Raw genomic sequence first — 17,693 nt, forward strand, 5'->3', positions numbered from 1 at the left:
GAATAGTATCTCTTTGTCTTTCATTCGTCAAAATTTTGTCACAGTGAAAAAAGTTTGCTAACATAAAGATGAGACAAGAGTTGGGAGTGACAAGAATGTTTGTAGAAAAAGAAATGTGGGGAAATATTCCTTTATTACATATACATACAGACAATATGAATGAAGATACCCCGGTAGTGATCTTTTTACATGGATTTATGAGTGCAAAAGAACATAACTTACACTATGCATATCAGTTGGTGCATAAAGGGGTGCGTGTCCTATTACCAGATGCAAAATTTCATGGTGACCGTAGCGAAGGTCTCACAGAGATGCAAATGAACTTGAAATTTTGGGATATTGTTATAAATTCTATTCATGAAGTGGAACAATTATATAATGAATTAAAGAATAAAAATTTATTAGCTCATCATAAAATTGGCATAGGAGGTACGTCTATGGGTGGTATTGTGACATCAGGCTGTCTTAAGCTTTATGATTGGATTCAAACGGCTGCAATATGTATGGGTGCGCCTGGTTTTATAAAATTGGGTGAATACCAATTGCAGCAATTTACAAAAAGTGGTGTCAATTGGCCCATGACAGAGGAAGATGTGCAAAAGATTAATGAGGTTCTAGGAACCTATGATGTCAGTCTAACTCCTGAAAAATTTGTAGGACGCCCGATTTTCTTTTGGCACGGTGAATTAGATAAAACTGTACCTTTCCATGAAACCTATAAATTTTATGAAACATTACGGGAATACTATCAAGCAAACCCTGAAAATTTAACATTCATGGTGAATAAAAAGGCTGGACATACTGTACCACGTGACGGAATGTTAGCAGCGACAGATTGGCTTGCAGAGCATTTGGCATAATATGATGCATCTGCTATGATAAGGTTAACACTATGATGGAAGGAGAAATGGGAATGGATCAAGATATGAAAGATAGCATGTTAGGTGCATTAGAAAACGTAATTGACCCTGAGCTTGGAATTGATATCGTCAACTTAGGTTTAGTATATGATGTAGAATTAGATGATGAAGGTGTAGCGACGGTTACAATGACGCTAACATCGATGGGGTGTCCACTTGGCCCAGTAATTGTGGATCAAGTGAATACAGCATTAAATGAACTTCCGGAAGTGAAAAGTACAAATGTAAACATTGTATGGAATCCACCTTGGTCAAAAGATAAAATGTCACGCTATGCAAAAATGGCATTGGGTGTACGCTAATAGTGGCTATTAAAAATCCCTGCTTATAAGAAATAAGCAGGGATTTAGCATGTAACGAATTAATCGATACGGCATACTTGTAATGGACAATTTTCGCAGGCAATCTCATTTTTTAAAAATTGTAAATCATGAATAGTAATAAAGCCTTTGTCAAAAGTCAAAATGTCATGTTTTTTTAAATCATTCAACATACGATTAATCATTTCACGACTAGTCGCACACAAATTTGCAATTTCCGTATTTGTTAGTTGAAACTCAATAAAAATGGAACCATCCTCTAAAGGTTTACCATACGTATTAGATAGACGAATGAGTGTTGAAAACAAGGCACCCTTTTTACCATTTAACACTAAATCACGCAAACGACTCTGATGTTTTAAATTTTCTGTCTGAAGCCACTTCATGTATTCCACCATGATTGTAGGCTGTTCTTCCAGTAAATGTTCTAATGACTTTCGACTTAAAACATATAGCGTAGCAGATTCTAAAACTTTTGCAGTCATGGAGTTATAGACAAGGTTACAAAATAATGAACCCTCTCCAATGATACTATCAGGACCACATATACGAATCGTCAATTCCTTACCTGCCTCAGTTTCTTGACTAATCGATATAACACCTGACTTAATATAGTATATTTCCTTTGACCGTTCACCCTCTAGAAAAATTTTATTCCCTTTATTTACTTTGATAAAAACACCATGCTTTTGAAAAAGGTCCATAATTTTTTCAAACATATTATCCATTGAAACCATATCTCCAACACATCGCTTTCTTTTTGTAATAAATGGCGATTATTACAAAAGGACAGTGGACTTTTCGATACTAAAACATAGAAACATACTATTATTATAACGTAAATTTTCATGAATAAGTGTAAAAATTTAGTGCTATTTCTTTGCGAAGAACTGTCGAGTGATGTAAAATAAAGTTAGTCAAAGAAGGTCAAACTTTTAAAAAGAACCTGAATGGGTATAAAAATTATGCGAAATATTAAAGTAAAGGAGTGCTAGTTATGCAATTTCAACAAACAGATAATCAAAAGCCATTAGAGCAATTTGGACGTAATTTAATAGAAGAAGTTAAAAATGGCAAAATGGATCCTGTCATTGGGCGCGATGAGGAAATTCGAAATGTCATTCGCATCTTAACGCGTAAAACAAAAAATAATCCTGTATTAATTGGTGAGCCAGGAGTTGGTAAAACAGCGATTGTAGAAGGTTTAGCTCAACGTATTGTGAAGGGTGATGTACCAGAGGGCTTGAAAGAGTGCGTGCTATACGAGCTGGATATGAGTGCCTTAATTGCAGGTGCAAGCTACCGTGGCCAATTTGAAGAGCGTTTAAAAGGCGTGTTAAAAGAAGTGAAAGATTCAGAAGGTCAAATCATTTTATTTATTGATGAAATTCATACAATTGTAGGCGCAGGCAAAACGGATGGCGCTATGGATGCAGGAAATATGTTAAAGCCCATGCTAGCTCGTGGTGAATTACATTGTATCGGTGCTACTACATTAGATGAATATCGTATGTATATTGAAAAAGATCCTGCCTTAGAACGCCGATTCCAGCAAGTTCTTGTACGTGAGCCTTCTATTGAGGATACTGTGTCTATTTTAAGAGGCTTAAAAGAGCGCTTTGAATTACATCATGCAGTACGTATTCATGACCGTGCGATTGTGGCCGCAGCAGAACTCTCCAATCGTTATATTACAGAGCGATTTTTACCAGATAAGGCGATTGATTTAATTGATGAGGCATGTGCAATGATTCGAACAGAAATTGATTCAATGCCACAGGAACTTGATGCCGTGACTCGTCGTATTATGCAGTTAGAAATTGAAGAACAAGCGTTGCGTAAGGAAAAGGACGAAGCAAGTAGAAAGCGTCTGGAGCAATTACGAGAGGAATTGGCAAAGTTAAAAGAGTCCTCTGAAGGAATGCGGCAACAATGGGAGGCAGAAAAGGAAAAGCTACATGATATTCAGAAAAAACGCGAGACTTTAGATAAGTACCGTCGTGATTTAGATGAAGCGGAAAGTAAGTATGATTTAAATAAAGCTGCAGAATTACGTCATGGTAAAATTCCAACACTTGAAAAAGACATTCAGGTGCTCGAAAAAGAATTAGAAAGCGGCGCAGAGTCCCGTATTTTACGTGAAGAAGTGACAGCTGAAGAAATCGCAGCAATTGTTTCTCGCTGGACAGGTATTCCTGTGACAAAATTAGTGGAAGGCGAGCGCGAAAAACTATTACGTTTAAAAGATACATTACATGAACGCGTAGTTGGCCAAGATACAGCTGTTCAATTAGTAACAGAGGCTGTATGGCGTGCTCGTGCAGGCATTAAAGATCCGCATCGTCCAATTGGTAGCTTTTTATTCTTAGGTCCGACAGGTGTTGGTAAAACAGAGCTTGCTAAGGCACTAGCTGCTCAATTATTTGATTCAGAAGATCATTTTATTCGAATTGATATGAGCGAATATATGGAGAAGCATAGTGTGTCTCGCTTAGTTGGTGCTCCTCCAGGGTACATTGGCTATGAGGAAGGCGGTCAATTAACGGAAGCTGTCCGTCGTAACCCTTATTCTGTAGTGTTATTAGATGAAATTGAAAAAGCACACCCAGATGTGGCTAATATTTTATTGCAAATTTTAGATGACGGAAGAATTACAGATAGTCAAGGACGTATGGTCAATTTTACAAATACCGTAGTAATTTTAACGTCGAATATCGGCTCTAGTTATTTAATGGAGGCAAAAGATGACGATCCAACCGTTGAAGACTTGGTTATGACTGCTCTCAGACAGCATTTCAAACCAGAGTTATTAAACCGTATGGATGATATTATCTTTTTCCATGCCTTATCAAATAAACACTTTACAGCAATTGCTTGGAAGTATGTAGAGCAGTTAATTAACCGTGTGGCTGAACAGGAAATTACATTAGCTGTCGACCAAGAAGTTATTGATTGGGTTGTTCTACAAGGAGCAGATGCTCAATTTGGGGCAAGACCACTAAAGCGCTTTGTACAACGCCATATCGAAACGGCAGTGGCTAAGGAACTGCTACGAGGCGAGGTATTGCCTGGAGAAACATTGCATGTAAAAATGCATGATGGCCATTGTATAGTGGAAAAATAACAGAAAAAACCTGTTTCGCATAATGCGGAACAGGTTTTTTCTAGCTGAATTAATGATGGTCTGCAGCTTCTGGTGTAGGATCGTTTGGAATGATTGCTCCAATAATAAAAATTAAGATGGAGAATACAACTGAAACGATTGCCCCTGTCTTAAAATCAAATGGTGCACCAAGTACAGAGCTGACTACATAGTTTAACATTGAAACTAGTAGGAATGACCATACGAACGTTACGATATATTGCATTAATTTCACCTCAACCGAACTTTTTTCATCATAAGTTTTTACTCATATTCATTATCATATCATAACATAAATCGAAAAAAAATGAATCTTTTATGTGAAACATGGCGAATTTGTCACAACAAATACAAGGTTTTGCATTTTATAATTCTCAGGTATTTTTTGCGGCATTCAATTTGCCAAAGTATGCAAACCTGAAAAAGGGAATTTGGAAACTCTATAGACTTCAAGCTATACGTAGTATAAGGCTAAGCTTACTTTCAATAACAAAGAAACGACTCGTTCAATACACAATAATTTTAAATCATCTTGCGTCATTCCTTTACTATGCGTTATAATTATGACCAGTTACTAATAATTGATAGTAAGAAAGCTGAGGGGTTGCTATATGAACGCTGGTATTTTAGGAATAGGCAAATATGTTCCTGAGAAAGTCGTGACAAATTTTGATTTAGAAAAAATAATGGATACTTCGGATGAGTGGATTCGTACGCGAACAGGCATTGAAGAACGTCATTTTGCGGCAGATGATCAGGAAACTTCAGATTTAGCAGTAGCCGCTGCTAAAGAAGCTATTGCAAAAGCGGGTATTACGCCTGAGGAGATTGGGTTAATACTTGTAGCAACTGTCACACAGGATCAAACTTTCCCAAGTGTAGCATGTATGGTTCAGGAACAACTCGGAGCAGTAAATGCTGCGGCGATGGATCAAGCAGCCGCATGTGCAGGATTTATATATAGTTTAGTGACAGCTAAACATTTTGTAGAGGCAAACACTTATAAATATGTCTTAGTAGTAGGTGTTGAAAAGCTGTCAAAAGTCATTGATTGGAACGATCGAAATACAGCAGTATTATTCGGTGATGGCGCGAGCGCAGCAGTTGTAGGGCCAGTATCTGAAGGCAGAGGTATTTTATCATTTGAGCTTGGTGCAGATGGCACAGGCGGTAAAAATCTTTATTTAACAAAACAAGATACAATTGCCATGAATGGTCGTGAAGTATTTAAATTTGCTGTACGTCAGATGGGTGAATCGGCTGTCAGTGTGTTAGATAAAGCAGGATTAACAAAAGAAGACGTAGATTTTTTAGTGCCGCATCAGGCGAATATACGTATTATGGAATCTGCTCGTGAGCGATTAGAGCTACCACCAGAAAAAATGTCAAAAACGATTCATAAATATGGGAATACTTCTGCAGCATCGATTGGTATTTCCTTGGTAGATGAGCTTGAAGCAGGTAAAATTAAAGAGGATGATTTATTAGTCCTTGTTGGTTTTGGTGGCGGCTTAACATGGGGTGCCGTAGCCATGAGATGGGGAAAATAAGTAGGAAAAATGCTTGAGGGGAGTAAGACAATGAGTAAAAGACGAGTAGTAATTACAGGAATTGGCGCAGTTACACCACTAGGAAATAGCATCGAAGAAACATGGGCGAACATTAAAGCTGGTAAATCTGGCATTGGTGAGCTAACACGTTTAAATAAAGAGCTTTTTGCAGCCAAAATTGCAGCAGAAGTGAAAGATTTTGATATTGAAAAATATATTGATCGTAAAGAAGCTCGAAAGATGGACCGCTTTACACATTATGCATTAGCTGCTTCAATCATGGCTATGGAAGATGCACAGCTAACAATTGATGAGGAGTTAGCTCCACGTGCGGGTGTTTGGATTGGTTCGGGTATTGGTGGAATGGAAACCTATGAGCAACAGTTTTTAACATTCCAAGAGCGCGGGGCAAGACGAGTTAGCCCATTCTTCATTCCAATGATGATTCCAGATATGGCTTCAGGTCAAGTGTCGATTCATTTAGGTGCAAAGGGAATTAACTCTTGCTCAGTAACAGCATGTGCTTCTGGAACAAACTCAATTGGAGATGCTTTTAAAGTTATTGAACGTGGGGATGCAGATGTTATGATTTCAGGTGGTGCGGAATCACCAATCGTAACAATGGCTGTCGCAGGTTTCTGTGCCAATACTGCATTATCTTTAAATCAAAATCCACAAGAAGCATGCCGTCCATTTGATAAAAATCGTGATGGATTTATTATTGGTGAAGGTGCAGGTATTGTCATCTTAGAAGAATACGAACATGCAAAAGCTCGTGGCGCTAAAATCTATGCGGAAGTATTAGGTTATGGTGCAACAGGTGATGCTCATCATATTACTGCTCCAGCTCCAGAGGGTGAAGGTGCCGCACGTGCAATGATGCAAGCATTGACAGATGCTGGTGTAGAGGCATCTCAAGTTGATTATATCAATGCACATGGTACTAGTACGCCATATAATGACTTATTTGAAACACAAGCTGTTAAAACTGCTTTCGGTGACCATGCTTATAACCTAGCTATGAGTTCTACAAAGTCTATGACAGGACACTTATTAGGGGCAGCAGGGGGCGTAGAAGCTATTTTTACCGCTCTTGCACTTAAAGAAGGTATATTACCACCAACAATTAATTTAACAGATCCAGATCCTGATTGTGATTTAGATTATGTTCCAAATGAAGCGAGAGAAGCAAACATTCAATATGCAATGAGTAATTCTCTTGGTTTTGGTGGTCATAATGCAAGTCTTCTATTTAAAAAATATGAAGCATAAATAGTACATCTAAACTCAAAAAACGTCAGCCAAATTTAATTGGCTGACGTCTTTTTTTATAGTTTTGTGAATAAATGATAAGTAAGAAGAAATAGAAAGGATGCCGTTACATTGTTCCGTCTCTTTTTATTTTTAGTAAGCTATGGTCTCATGATCCTCTCAATAGGGAATCTTATATTGTATTTAAATTACCGTACGCTAGGGTACTCTTGGAAAGTTGTGTTCAAATTTATTTTTCAAACTACGGAATTTTATATGGCGGTTGGTGCTTGTATCATCATATGTGCTGTCGTTCTTGATATAGGCTTTGATCGAACGTCAGATAAGCTATAAATGAAATGATTAGCGGCGTGCACGCCCAAGGCCCATTGCCTCTTCCATACGTTTTAATGTGGCACTGGCAATTGCATTTGCTTTTTCAGCACCTTCATCAAGGATGACGTCTAATTCAGAGGATTCTACTAAATGATAGAATTTTTCTTGAATTGGCGTCAGGTGATCGATTACAGCAGTAGCTACACCTTGCTTGAAGCCACCATAACCAATGCCTTCATATTTTTTAACGAGATCATCAATAGAAATACCTGAAATAGCCGATTCAATCGTCAATAAATTTGAAACACCTGGTTTATTTTCTACATCAAATGCTACGATACCATCAGAATCAGTAACAGCTGATTTAATTTTTTTCTCAATGTCTTTTGCTGTGTCTAGCAATCTGATTGTCGCCTTTGTATTGGGATCAGATTTGCTCATTTTTTTTGTTGGCTCTTGTAGAGATTTAATGCGAGCACCAGCTTTTGGTAATTGAATCTCTGGAATTGTTAAAACGTCACCATAACGTTTATTAAAGCGTTCTGCTAGATCACGTGTTAACTCGATATGTTGTTTCTGATCATCGCCCACTGGGACAATATTTGTGTTATAAAGTAGAATGTCTGCAGCCATCAATGGTGGGTATGTTAAAAGAGCAGCAGAGACACTCTCTTTACCATTAGATTTATCTTTAAATTGTGTCATACGTTCAAGTTCACCGATAGATGCAACACACTGTAACATCCATCCTGCCTGAGCATGTGCTGGCACCTCTGATTGAATAAATAATGTAGACTTTTTAGGATCGATGCCAGTTGCAATATAAGTAGCAGCAAGCTTACGAATACTTTCTCGTAATTCCTTTGGATCTTGAGCGACTGTAATAGCGTGTTGATCGACGATGCAATAGATTGCATCTCCTTCATCTTGAAGGGCAGGGAATTGCTTGAAGGCTCCTAAGTAGTTCCCTAAAGTTACAATTCCTGTAGGCTGTACACCAGAAAAGATGGTTGTCATGAAAATTTCCTCCTCGAATTCAAATAAAAAACATCACGCGTCCTCATTAGACTTTTTCTAATGAAGGGACGAATGATGTTTGAATCCGCGGTACCACCCAGCTTGCCTTAACGGCCACTCAGCTTCGTAACGTGAAGGGACGAGCCTTGCTAGTAGTTTCTATTCATGAAACGTTCACAAAGCTAACTCGGAAGTCCATTCCATATGCCCCACGATCTGTTTTCACCAACCACAGACTCTCTAAACGTGTCATTAACATATGTACTACTCTTCGTCAGCGTTTTTCTCAATTTAACATGAAATTGATTTTATTGCATTGAATTATATTATAAAGATTTCATTGTGTAAAGTCAGACTTTTGGCGGTGTTTTTTTTAGAGAAAAAATTATATGCTTTTTTTGTTGTGTAAATTTGTTATAAAAAGAAACTTTTTTATTAAAATTAACTTGTGGTGTACATGTCGAATTGACAATTTTCTCGTTTATTTTAGGTAAATGAGAACAGCGGAGCGACGTAAAAAGATGTTTAAAATACACTTAAAGTGGGAATAGTAGTAGTAGTTCGGAATGTTGTGAAAAAAGTATATACATTAAAAGGTATATAAAAAGACAGAAAATTTAGCAAGACGCTCATTCTTTTTTTTATTGGAACTATATTCAAAAACAGCGGAGTGCTGTATAATGGTACTGTGTATTTTACATTACATTAATTCTAATTTAACACACTGGTTTATAGATATGATTACAAAATGAAAGGATGTGTCAGAACGAATGATCGTAACTCTATTTACATCACCAAGTTGTACCTCTTGCCGTAAAGCGAAAGCATGGCTAGAGGAGCACGAAATTCCCTATACAGAACGTAATATATTTTCTGAACCACTAAGTATTAGTGAAATTAAAAAAATCTTACGTATGACGGAAGATGGCACAGATGAAATTATTTCAACGCGTTCTAAAATATTCCAAAAATTAAATGTAGATGTGGAAAGTTTACCTTTACAACGTTTATATGAATTAATTCAGGAATATCCTGGTTTATTACGCCGACCAATCATTCTAGATGAAAAACGTCTACAAGTTGGCTATAACGAAGATGAAATTCGCCGTTTCTTACCTCGAAAAGTTCGAGCATATCAGTTGCAAGAAGCACAAAGAATGGTGAATTAATTTAATCTATTCTGAATAAAATAAGTAGTAGATGTTACAGATGTGAGATGCATATTGTGACATCTATTTTTTTATGTTTTACTTATGTAAAACCTTCTATATAAAGTATAATAATTAATAGGGCAAAGTCATATATTTCCGTTAAAGTATGTTAAACTTGATTTAAGTTAAATAGTTTACTACAATTTCAATAATTCAAATATCTTCTGTGAAATGGTGTATATCCTTTTCATTTTATGACAGAACAGCATACAATAGTGTTAGAGACAACTGTAAATAAAAAAATTTAATGTTTGCAGTTCCTCGTGTGGTTTTACTGGTGTGGTCAAAGGTTGAAAAACAAATGCAGTATGAAGGTTAAAAACAAAGAATAAAAGCATACTAATGAAACAAAACTGTTTTTCGACATATGACAGTGAAGGGAGATGAGGTCTAGTGGACATCGAACGTGTAAATGAAAATACACTTAAGCTCTTTATTACGTACAATGATATAGAGGATCGCGGCTATAGTCGTGAAGAAATCTGGTACAATCGAGCAAAGGGTGAACAGCTTTTTTGGGATATGATTGATGAAGTAAATACGGAGGATTATTTTGATGTAGAAGGTCCGATTTGGATTCATATCAATGCATCTGAAGTAGGCTTAGAAATCATTGTCACACGTGCACATATCTTAAAAGACGGTGAAACATTAGATGGTCATTCGAATTTTGATGAACACAAAGAGATGTTTGCACCATTCGATGAAGTTGGGGACGATCTTCTTAGCCAACTAACTCAATTTGGTGACATGGATGAATCAGAATTATTTATGGATACAGACATTTATGTATATAAATTTAAAGATATTGATGAGTTAATCCCTGTTGCAAAACGAATGACGGACGAATTAGTGGATTCCTCATTATTTAAATATGAAAATTGGTACTATTTAGTGGTTGATTTCGGAAATGCAGATGAAGAATTAAATCGTCACGATCGAAATGCGGTCATCAAAGAATTTTTAACGCCATCTAATTTTACGATTCATCGTTTAGAGGAGTACGGCGAAAAAATAATGGAATTTAATTGCTTTGAGACAGTTCGAAAATACTTTGCTTAAGCATATGTTTACTTGATTTTTTAGACTGTAGTGAACTCGGTAAATTTATCGAGATTCACTACAGTTTTTTTATACGAAAAGCTCAGTAGTGTGGCATTTCATAAATTTCAAGAAAAAACAGCTTTTAATTTGTGATAGCTAATAATTTTTACTATAGTTGGCCAAAAAGGAGCTGATTATATGCTAATTGCCTATAATAATTTACAGCAGCTTTTTCACGCATATCAATATACGAGAAAAGCATTGCAGACATATAGGCGCCAGATGACATTTTTTTGTCCTCAATGTCTAGAACCAGTTCATTTAAAAATTGGTTCCTATAATATCCCGCATTTTGCACATCATACGCAAAGTCAATGTCCGAAATTATTTGCTGAAGGTGAGTCAAAACTTCATTTACAAGGTAAAATTCAATTGTTTGAATGGCTACAAAAGCTTGGACATAAAGTGAAGTTGGAGCCCTATTTAACAGAGCTTTCTCAGCGTCCAGATTTGCTTGTTGCGTTAGAAACTAACAACGTCGCACTGGAATTTCAATGTAGCCCACTTACTCATCATAAATGGCAGGAGCGGACAACAGGCTATGAAAAAAATAATATTCAAGCCATTTGGCTCTTTGTAACGCCTCAAAGATACGAAGCAATTAATGGAATTAGAAAAATAAGTATTCCTCCATTACTACAAAAGTCATTCATGCCCACTTCAACAGGCCTTCCTTATTTAATGACCTATAATGCCAAAACAGCCTATTTTGAATATTGGACGAATCTCCTTTATGTGCATGGGCATACTTTTATAGGGAAAGTCCAAAAAATCCCCATAGATAAGCAACGCTTTCCATTTTATTTACCAACTTGCATTTCCTTAGAAGAATTTCAACAGTATTGGCAGCTATATAAACATGCTTGCCAGCAATTTGCAAATAGGCGCCTCCTACATAGTAAACAAGGGGTGCAGGATACATTTTTACGAAGTTGTTATGAGTTGAATTTTTCTATTTCGGCAATGCCTTCTTATATTGGTATTCCGGTAAAAGATGGGACAGCAATTTCACTATTTTCAAGTGAATGGCAAACGATGCTGTTGCATTTTAGTCAACAGTTAGGTTTAGAGCCATATGAATTAAAAAAACACCATATTCAAAATTTTCTCATGCAGTCTCATTTAGAATATACCAGACAGGCAGTTAAAGCTATTCAACAATATAGCCTCATTTTGAAAGGAATAGAACAAGATCAGAAACTACAGGATATTTGTGAGATAGTGTACGCACAATTATTTGCAATTGCCGCAATATACTGAGAAAATATGAGAGTATAGGGAAAAAAAGCACATTTAAAGGGGGCTGGCATGTACATGGCTAGTAACAGTAATCAAATTTTGGTACGAAATGAGGTACCTGAAGAATTAACATGGCGATTAGAGGATATTTTTGCATCCGAAGCACTTTGGGAAGATGAGTTCAAGGAAGTTGCAGAGCTTGCTAAAAAAGCATCTAGTTTTGCAGGTACTTTAAATAATGGAGCACAAGCATTATTAGCAGCTTTACAGTATCACGATCATATTTATGAACGTGCAATGAAGCTCTACACATATGCTCATATGCGCTATGATCAGGATACGACAAATAGTTTTTATCAAGATATGAATAGCCGTATTCAAACATTGGCAACGAGTATTTCTGCTGGTCTATCATTTTTAACGCCAGAAATTTTGGCATTAAATGAAGAAACAATCGAAAGCTATTTAGCTGAAAATCAAGATCTACAATTGTACAAGCAATCATTAAAAGAAATAACAATGGCACGTCCACATGTCTTACCAGCGGAACAGGAAGCATTACTCGCTCAAATGTCTGAGGTAACTGGCACTGCCTCTAATACATTCAGCATGTTAAATAATGCGGATTTGGAATTCCCTTACGTGAAAAATGAAGATGGGGAAGAAGTACAACTTACGCATGGTAACTATATCAAGTTTTTAGAGAGCAAAGAACGCTCAGTTCGTGAAGGTGCTTTTAAAGCCATGTACGCAACATATGGCAAGTTTAAAAATACGTTCTCGTCAACGCTAACAGGGAATGTGAAGAAACATAATGTGAGTGCTCGTATTCGTCATTATGACTCTGCACGTGAGGCAGCAATGTCGAATAATTTCATTCCTGAAAATGTTTACGATCAACTAGTAGAAACGATTCATAAGCATTTACCTGCGATGCAGCGCTATATTTCGTTACGTAAGAAGCTTTTAGGTGTGGATGAATTGCATATGTGGGATTTATTTGCACCTCTTGTAAAAGAGGTGGAAATGAAGGTTACTTACGACGAAGCTAAAGATATTTTAGTGAAGGCTTTAGCGCCATTAGGTGAGGAATATCAAAACATCGTTCAAAACGGACTAGATAACCGTTGGGTAGATGTTTTAGAGAATAAAGGGAAACGAAGTGGTGCATACTCATCCGGTGCTTATGGAACAAATCCTTATATTCTAATGAATTGGCAAGATAATGTGAATAATCTCTTTACGTTGGCACATGAATTTGGTCATAGTGTTCATAGTTATTATTCAAGAAATAATCAGCCATTTGTTTATGGGGATTACTCTATTTTTGTCGCTGAGGTTGCTTCAACATGTAATGAAGAACTATTAAATGACTATTTACTTAAAACCATTGATGACCCTCAACAAAAAATCTACTTGCTAAATCATTGGTTAGACGGTTTCAGAAGTACAGTTTTCAGACAAACAATGTTTGCTGAATTCGAACACTTAATTCATCAAATGGATAAGAATGGTGAGTCTTTGACAGCCGATCGATTGACTGAAGTGTATTATGAACTTAATAAAAAATACTTCGGTGATGATATGGTTGTGGATGAGGAAATTGGTTTAGAGTGGGCACGTATTCCGCACTTCTATTATAATTACTATGTTTATCAATATGCGACAGGTAAATCGGCAGCTACAGCATTGAGTAAACAGATTTTAGAGGAGGGTGAACCGGCTGTAGAACGTTATATTAATAACTTCTTAAAAGCAGGTTGCTCGGATTTCCCAATTGAAGTATTAAAGGCAGCAGGTGTTGATATGAACGTCGCGAAGCCAATAGAGGATGCTTGTAAAGTATTTGAAGAGCGTTTAATTGAATTAGAAAAATTATTGTTAAATAACTAATTTATTGGGCTATAGGAATATTCCTATAGCCTGTTTTTTTTTATAGCCAGCTTTAATTGAATGGAAAGAATAATGATTTTTTTTGATTTATAAATACTTTAAAAGAGTGCATCTTGGAAAAATACTGTTTGAAATCGCTTTCTATTTGACAAATTTGTGAATCTAGTATTGGATTCATTGCTAAATATATTATTCCATGATAGAGTAATTCTTGTGAAATAAATCACAAAACAAACATACACCCCTTTGTTTGAACGTGAACATTTCTCCCATCCCCTTTGTGAAAAAGAAGCGTCTCTATCGGTCGAGGATAGAGGCGTTTCTTTGTTTTTATGTAATAAAATAAGGACTCAACTAATGATTATTAGCTAAGTCCTTAACGTGTATTATTTAAGACGCCATAATGTAGCGTGAGTTGTCTGGATTCGTTCAATCTTTTGTTGCAGCATACGTTTCTTTAGTTCACGTTCGGCTGCTTGTTCTGTTAATGAATAGATAAATGCTATTTCATTTGTAGAAAGTGTATGGAATTTTGAAAATAAGTCCTCAATTGATGGTAAAGGTTGACGTACAAGCTGTTCATTGAGCATTTCTTCTAAAATATGTTCATAAACTTCATAGGCATAGCTACCACTAACCTTTAGTCCCTCATCTTCTATACATTCATTGAAAAATACAATACTTGGGACTTCGTCAACTTCCATTTCACGTTTAATGTATAAATCACATTGGAAAGCTCGTGCTGCTTCCTTTGAGCCGAAGTCAACGGTAAATTCATTCATATCTAGTTGAATATCCTCTGCGATCTTTAAAAGAGTAGCATAGGAGTTTACATCTTGATGGCTTAGTAATACATATTCTTGTAATTTCGATAAATATCGTGCACCTGCGCGTTTGCCCTGTAATTCGGCCGCTTTAATAGCGATAGAAGGTAATACAGGGTGATTAATATCTAGCTCTATGCCTGATATACAACCCTTTACACGCTTGCTTAAGCAGTTTAAAGAGGTAAGCTCAGTGCTTAGAACAAAGCGCCAAGTGAAGTAATGGTTGTATTCAAGCTGTAATTTACGAAGCACAGCCTGCATACTAAAAGCTTCAGGACAAAGTGGATCTACGAAAATATACAATTCAATAGGCTTATTGGCAGTAGAAATCGTTGGCGTTGGTTCTTGTAGCATTTGAATATTATTCACGTAACAATTCCCCCTCATCGTCATTAGGCGTATTAACCATGTGATGAGCTGTTAATACTAAACGTTGATAATAAGTTTCACGGAACTTCCCTTCCAAACCTACTTCATCCATAGCTTCTGACATACATTCCAGCCAAGCTTGTGCGCGATCTGGTGTAATCGGAAAATTCATATGACGTGCACGCATCATTGGATGTCCATGTTCTTCAGTAAAGAGATTTGGTCCACCTAAATACTGTGTTTGAAATTGAATTTGCTTACGGGCTGTCTCTGTTAAATCCTCTGGAAAGATTGGAATAAGATCAGGATGCTGAGCAACTCTTTTATAGAATGCATGAATAAGCTCTGCCAGTTTTTCAGCCCCCAGCTCCTCATAAGGAACAGTGTATTTTCGACTCATAAGTTATATGCTCCTTTAATTCTTTATATCGTAAAGTACCATTTATATACTCCGTCATTAAAATGTGAATTTCTTGTGACTACCTTCATTCTATCAACGTCTTTTCGTTTTCACAAATAAAGAGCTCTTTCGAATTGTTGTTCGCTATAAAAGCACAAATTTCACCACAGAGGGTGAAATTTGTTGGAAAATAGATAGATAGTAAGAAAAATGCGATTACACTGTGAAGTAATTCATTACTTTTTTGACATAATTCTGTGTTTCTTTGAAAGGAGGGATGCCTCCATATTTTGTGACACGAGAAGCGCCAGCATTATAGGCTGCTAATGCTAGTGTAGGATCATTATTAAACTTATCTAGCATTTGGCGCAAATATTTTGCCCCAGCCATAATATTTTGCTCTGGATCAAAAGCATTGGTAACTCCTAGATACTGTGCTGTTTGAGGCATTAATTGCATCAAGCCCTGCGCTCCTGCATGACTAACTACAGATGGATTAAAATTAGATTCTTGTTTTATAACGGCTGCAATAAGCTTCTCAGGTACACCATAGGTTGCTGAGGCCTTTTCTATAATAGCAGCATATTGATCTGCTCCTGCCAAAGAGTTTGCATAGGCAGTTGAGCCAATAACATTATCTGAAACATAGGAATCGAGTTTTGTCTGCCCATAAGAGCTTGCTAATGCCTGCTTAACGGATTCAGGAACGTACACAGCATTAGAACCTTTGTATAACAATGATTCAAGCGTGCCTTCTGAAGTATTAGCTAACTGATTGAAGATATCAGCGCTTGCTGTGCCTAAACCTAGTAAGCTAGAAAGCTTGGCATTGCTGGCAGTTGAAGCGTCCCCTAATAATTCATTCATCATGTCAGAGAAAATAGATTGATTGTCTGTCAAAGCGTTTGTGGATGAACCATCTGTCGATCCAAGTGTTTGTAATGCTTGAATCTCCATTAAAGATCTTAGTGATTGAATATCCAAGAAGTTAGTCACCTTTCTTTTTATACTATTATGAATTTTGCTGCTGTAAAGCCTTCATAAAGCGGGCGATTTTCTTATCAGTTTCCTGCTTAGGAATACCATATTGTTGTAAAAATTCGTCGAAGATTGCTTTTCCTTTTATGGCATCTTTTGCTTCATATTCTACCTCATAATCGTCGCACTGCAAATAGTAAGAATGGTCAAAAACAAGAAGTCCCTCTTTATACGGAATTTCGACACGATCTGTAGTAAGTGAGCCAAACACCCGTAATTGGTCTAATGGAATCCCATGAAGGGCAAGTTTTTTGGCAACCTCTTGAGCAAAGAAGCCTTCGCCCTCTAACATTTTCTGGGCTTGATGTGCTGTTAATTGGTCCGTAGTTTCAAGGTGAGCATGCTCAGCATTTTTTTCTTTAAGTGTACATTCATAATATTCACCGATTTGCCTAATGCGCAGTCCACTTTGTAGCTTGCGAATCGCATGAGTAGGTGTGTCGAAATAATGATTTGTTTGACGATGAATAGCATTATTACGAATGTGGAAATCTTGTAATAGTTGCTCGTATTGATGTTTAGTTAGGAGATTTTTAAACTCGATTTCAATTTCTTGTGTCATTTATATTCACCTATTTATTTTTTTATTTTTCATTCGCTGTTTCGCTTGATTTAACATTTACACACTGCAACTATTTACCCTCTGTGCTAAAATAAGAGGAAGAGTACAACGAAAAGGGGAACCGCACGTGCGTAAAATTTATACAATAGAAACATCGAATTTTGAACAAGATCAACTTCATTTTAGTTTAAACGACAATGAAGTAAATTTACAGTTAAAACCTGCTGGACAACTTATTGCAGACTCAGATGATTTTGCATTTATTTATCTACTGGATGCAGGCGAAGACTATCATTACTTGCGTTTTCCACCGAGTAGTTGGGAAAATCTTGTACATATTTTACAAAAAAAGAAAGATCCAATACTACGAATAAGTGAAGAAGCAATCGAGCTTACAAATTTCTACGATGAATTGGAAATGCTCGTGTATAATATTGAAGGAAATTACAATTACGGGGCAGAATTTGTCCAAACAGTGGAACAACACTTCAAGGCAATTCTCGCTGAATAGAAA

At 36.6% G+C, this 17,693-nt stretch carries 17 protein-coding genes and 1 other annotated feature; of the genes, 10 read left to right on the forward strand and 7 right to left on the reverse strand.

Annotated elements, in window-relative coordinates; translation table 11 throughout:
- Positions 1 to 95 precede the first annotated feature (95 nt).
- On the forward strand, positions 96 to 860 hold the full coding sequence (locus PI85_RS10035) for a prolyl oligopeptidase family serine peptidase (RefSeq protein WP_036123411.1): 765 nt from the start codon (positions 96 to 98) through the stop codon (positions 858 to 860).
- 53 nt (positions 861 to 913) lie between these two features.
- Positions 914 to 1,222: a metal-sulfur cluster assembly factor gene (locus PI85_RS10040; protein ID WP_036123413.1), complete on the forward strand. Its 309-nt coding sequence runs from the start codon at positions 914 to 916 to the stop codon at positions 1,220 to 1,222.
- Between the two features lie 59 nt (positions 1,223 to 1,281).
- Here the strand turns inward: PI85_RS10040 and PI85_RS10045 are convergent, their stop codons facing one another.
- The gene (locus PI85_RS10045; protein WP_036123414.1) at positions 1,282 to 1,968 is read right to left on the reverse strand and encodes a Crp/Fnr family transcriptional regulator; all 687 of its coding nucleotides are present in this window, start codon (positions 1,966 to 1,968) and stop codon (positions 1,282 to 1,284) included.
- A 269-nt stretch (positions 1,969 to 2,237) separates the two neighbouring features.
- Here PI85_RS10045 and PI85_RS10050 point away from each other — a divergent pair, with 269 nt between their 5' ends.
- A complete protein-coding gene (locus PI85_RS10050; RefSeq protein WP_082011565.1) occupies positions 2,238 to 4,364 on the forward strand; it encodes an ATP-dependent Clp protease ATP-binding subunit in 2,127 nt (708 codons plus the stop codon).
- Positions 4,365 to 4,413: 49 nt separating this feature from the next.
- On the opposite strand, the gene PI85_RS10055 is transcribed toward PI85_RS10050, so the two are convergent.
- Positions 4,414 to 4,608, reverse strand: coding sequence for a YjzD family protein (locus PI85_RS10055; RefSeq protein WP_025116798.1), 195 nt, complete (start codon positions 4,606 to 4,608; stop codon positions 4,414 to 4,416).
- Between the two features lie 385 nt (positions 4,609 to 4,993).
- Here PI85_RS10055 and PI85_RS10060 point away from each other — a divergent pair, with 385 nt between their 5' ends.
- Both PI85_RS10060 and fabF read left to right on the forward strand, forming a co-directional pair.
- Positions 4,994 to 5,932 carry a beta-ketoacyl-ACP synthase III gene (locus PI85_RS10060; protein ID WP_008181752.1) on the forward strand — a complete coding sequence of 313 codons (939 nt, stop codon included), beginning with the start codon at positions 4,994 to 4,996 and terminating at the stop codon, positions 5,930 to 5,932.
- A 30-nt stretch (positions 5,933 to 5,962) separates the two neighbouring features.
- Entirely contained in the window at positions 5,963 to 7,204 is a 1,242-nt protein-coding gene (gene fabF, locus PI85_RS10065; protein WP_036123416.1) for a beta-ketoacyl-ACP synthase II, read from the forward strand.
- A 342-nt stretch (positions 7,205 to 7,546) separates the two neighbouring features.
- Here the strand turns inward: fabF and trpS are convergent, their stop codons facing one another.
- Positions 7,547 to 8,536, reverse strand: a complete 990-nt coding sequence (gene trpS / locus PI85_RS10070) for a tryptophan--tRNA ligase (RefSeq protein WP_036123418.1) — start codon at positions 8,534 to 8,536, stop codon at positions 7,547 to 7,549.
- Positions 8,537 to 8,597: 61 nt separating this feature from the next.
- Positions 8,598 to 8,823, reverse strand: a binding site (T-box leader).
- Positions 8,824 to 9,309: 486 nt separating this feature from the next.
- Between trpS and spxA the strand changes: the two genes are divergently transcribed.
- From spxA to pepF, 4 genes are all read left to right on the forward strand, one after another.
- Positions 9,310 to 9,705, forward strand: a complete 396-nt coding sequence (gene spxA / locus PI85_RS10075; RefSeq protein WP_025116803.1) for a transcriptional regulator SpxA — start codon at positions 9,310 to 9,312, stop codon at positions 9,703 to 9,705.
- A gap of 435 nt (positions 9,706 to 10,140) precedes the next feature.
- Complete coding sequence (gene mecA, locus PI85_RS10080; protein WP_008181512.1) at positions 10,141 to 10,809, forward strand: adaptor protein MecA; 669 nt, start codon at positions 10,141 to 10,143, stop codon at positions 10,807 to 10,809.
- A gap of 180 nt (positions 10,810 to 10,989) precedes the next feature.
- The gene (locus PI85_RS10085) at positions 10,990 to 12,111 is read left to right on the forward strand and encodes a competence protein CoiA (protein ID WP_036123420.1); all 1,122 of its coding nucleotides are present in this window, start codon (positions 10,990 to 10,992) and stop codon (positions 12,109 to 12,111) included.
- Between the two features lie 54 nt (positions 12,112 to 12,165).
- Positions 12,166 to 13,983, forward strand: coding sequence for an oligoendopeptidase F (gene pepF, locus PI85_RS10090; protein ID WP_036123423.1), 1,818 nt, complete (start codon positions 12,166 to 12,168; stop codon positions 13,981 to 13,983).
- 386 nt (positions 13,984 to 14,369) lie between these two features.
- On the opposite strand, the gene PI85_RS10095 is transcribed toward pepF, so the two are convergent.
- The 4 genes from PI85_RS10095 to PI85_RS10110 all read right to left on the reverse strand — a co-directional run bounded on the left by PI85_RS10095 (position 14,370) and on the right by PI85_RS10110 (position 17,179).
- Positions 14,370 to 15,179, reverse strand: a complete 810-nt coding sequence (locus tag PI85_RS10095; RefSeq protein ID WP_008181503.1) for a DsbA family protein — start codon at positions 15,177 to 15,179, stop codon at positions 14,370 to 14,372.
- On the reverse strand, positions 15,172 to 15,579 hold the full coding sequence (locus tag PI85_RS10100; protein ID WP_008181502.1) for a hypothetical protein: 408 nt from the start codon (positions 15,577 to 15,579) through the stop codon (positions 15,172 to 15,174). Before PI85_RS10100 ends, PI85_RS10095 begins: the two co-directional genes overlap by 8 nt.
- A 216-nt stretch (positions 15,580 to 15,795) precedes the next feature.
- Positions 15,796 to 16,563 carry a lytic transglycosylase domain-containing protein gene (locus PI85_RS10105; protein WP_255350097.1) on the reverse strand — a complete coding sequence of 256 codons (768 nt, stop codon included), beginning with the start codon at positions 16,561 to 16,563 and terminating at the stop codon, positions 15,796 to 15,798.
- Positions 16,564 to 16,591: 28 nt separating this feature from the next.
- A complete protein-coding gene (locus PI85_RS10110; protein ID WP_036123425.1) occupies positions 16,592 to 17,179 on the reverse strand; it encodes a CYTH domain-containing protein in 588 nt (195 codons plus the stop codon).
- Positions 17,180 to 17,306: 127 nt separating this feature from the next.
- On the opposite strand from PI85_RS10110, the gene PI85_RS10115 reads away from it, so the two are divergent.
- Complete coding sequence (locus tag PI85_RS10115) at positions 17,307 to 17,690, forward strand: hypothetical protein (protein WP_036123426.1); 384 nt, start codon at positions 17,307 to 17,309, stop codon at positions 17,688 to 17,690.
- Positions 17,691 to 17,693 lie beyond the last annotated feature (3 nt).

The sequence above is a fragment of the Lysinibacillus sp. A1 genome, assembly GCF_000801965.1.
In the GTDB taxonomy this organism is placed as follows: domain Bacteria; phylum Bacillota; class Bacilli; order Bacillales_A; family Planococcaceae; genus Lysinibacillus; species Lysinibacillus fusiformis.

Bases quoted from the DNA above. Each gene is read 5' to 3' on its own strand.
- PI85_RS10035 (WP_036123411.1), top strand. From the start codon at position 96: ATGTTTGTAGAAAAAGAAATGTGGGGAAATATTCCTTTATTACATATA.
- PI85_RS10040 (WP_036123413.1), top strand. From the start codon at position 914: ATGGATCAAGATATGAAAGATAGCATGTTAGGTGCATTAGAAAACGTA.
- PI85_RS10045 (WP_036123414.1), bottom strand. From the start codon at position 1,968: ATGGATAATATGTTTGAAAAAATTATGGACCTTTTTCAAAAGCATGGT.
- PI85_RS10050 (WP_082011565.1), top strand. From the start codon at position 2,238: ATGCAATTTCAACAAACAGATAATCAAAAGCCATTAGAGCAATTTGGA.
- PI85_RS10055 (WP_025116798.1), bottom strand. From the start codon at position 4,608: ATGCAATATATCGTAACGTTCGTATGGTCATTCCTACTAGTTTCAATG.
- PI85_RS10060 (WP_008181752.1), top strand. From the start codon at position 4,994: ATGAACGCTGGTATTTTAGGAATAGGCAAATATGTTCCTGAGAAAGTC.
- fabF (WP_036123416.1), top strand. From the start codon at position 5,963: ATGAGTAAAAGACGAGTAGTAATTACAGGAATTGGCGCAGTTACACCA.
- trpS (WP_036123418.1), bottom strand. From the start codon at position 8,536: ATGACAACCATCTTTTCTGGTGTACAGCCTACAGGAATTGTAACTTTA.
- PI85_RS10085 (WP_036123420.1), top strand. From the start codon at position 10,990: ATGCTAATTGCCTATAATAATTTACAGCAGCTTTTTCACGCATATCAA.
- pepF (WP_036123423.1), top strand. From the start codon at position 12,166: ATGGCTAGTAACAGTAATCAAATTTTGGTACGAAATGAGGTACCTGAA.
- PI85_RS10100 (WP_008181502.1), bottom strand. From the start codon at position 15,579: ATGAGTCGAAAATACACTGTTCCTTATGAGGAGCTGGGGGCTGAAAAA.
- PI85_RS10110 (WP_036123425.1), bottom strand. From the start codon at position 17,179: ATGACACAAGAAATTGAAATCGAGTTTAAAAATCTCCTAACTAAACAT.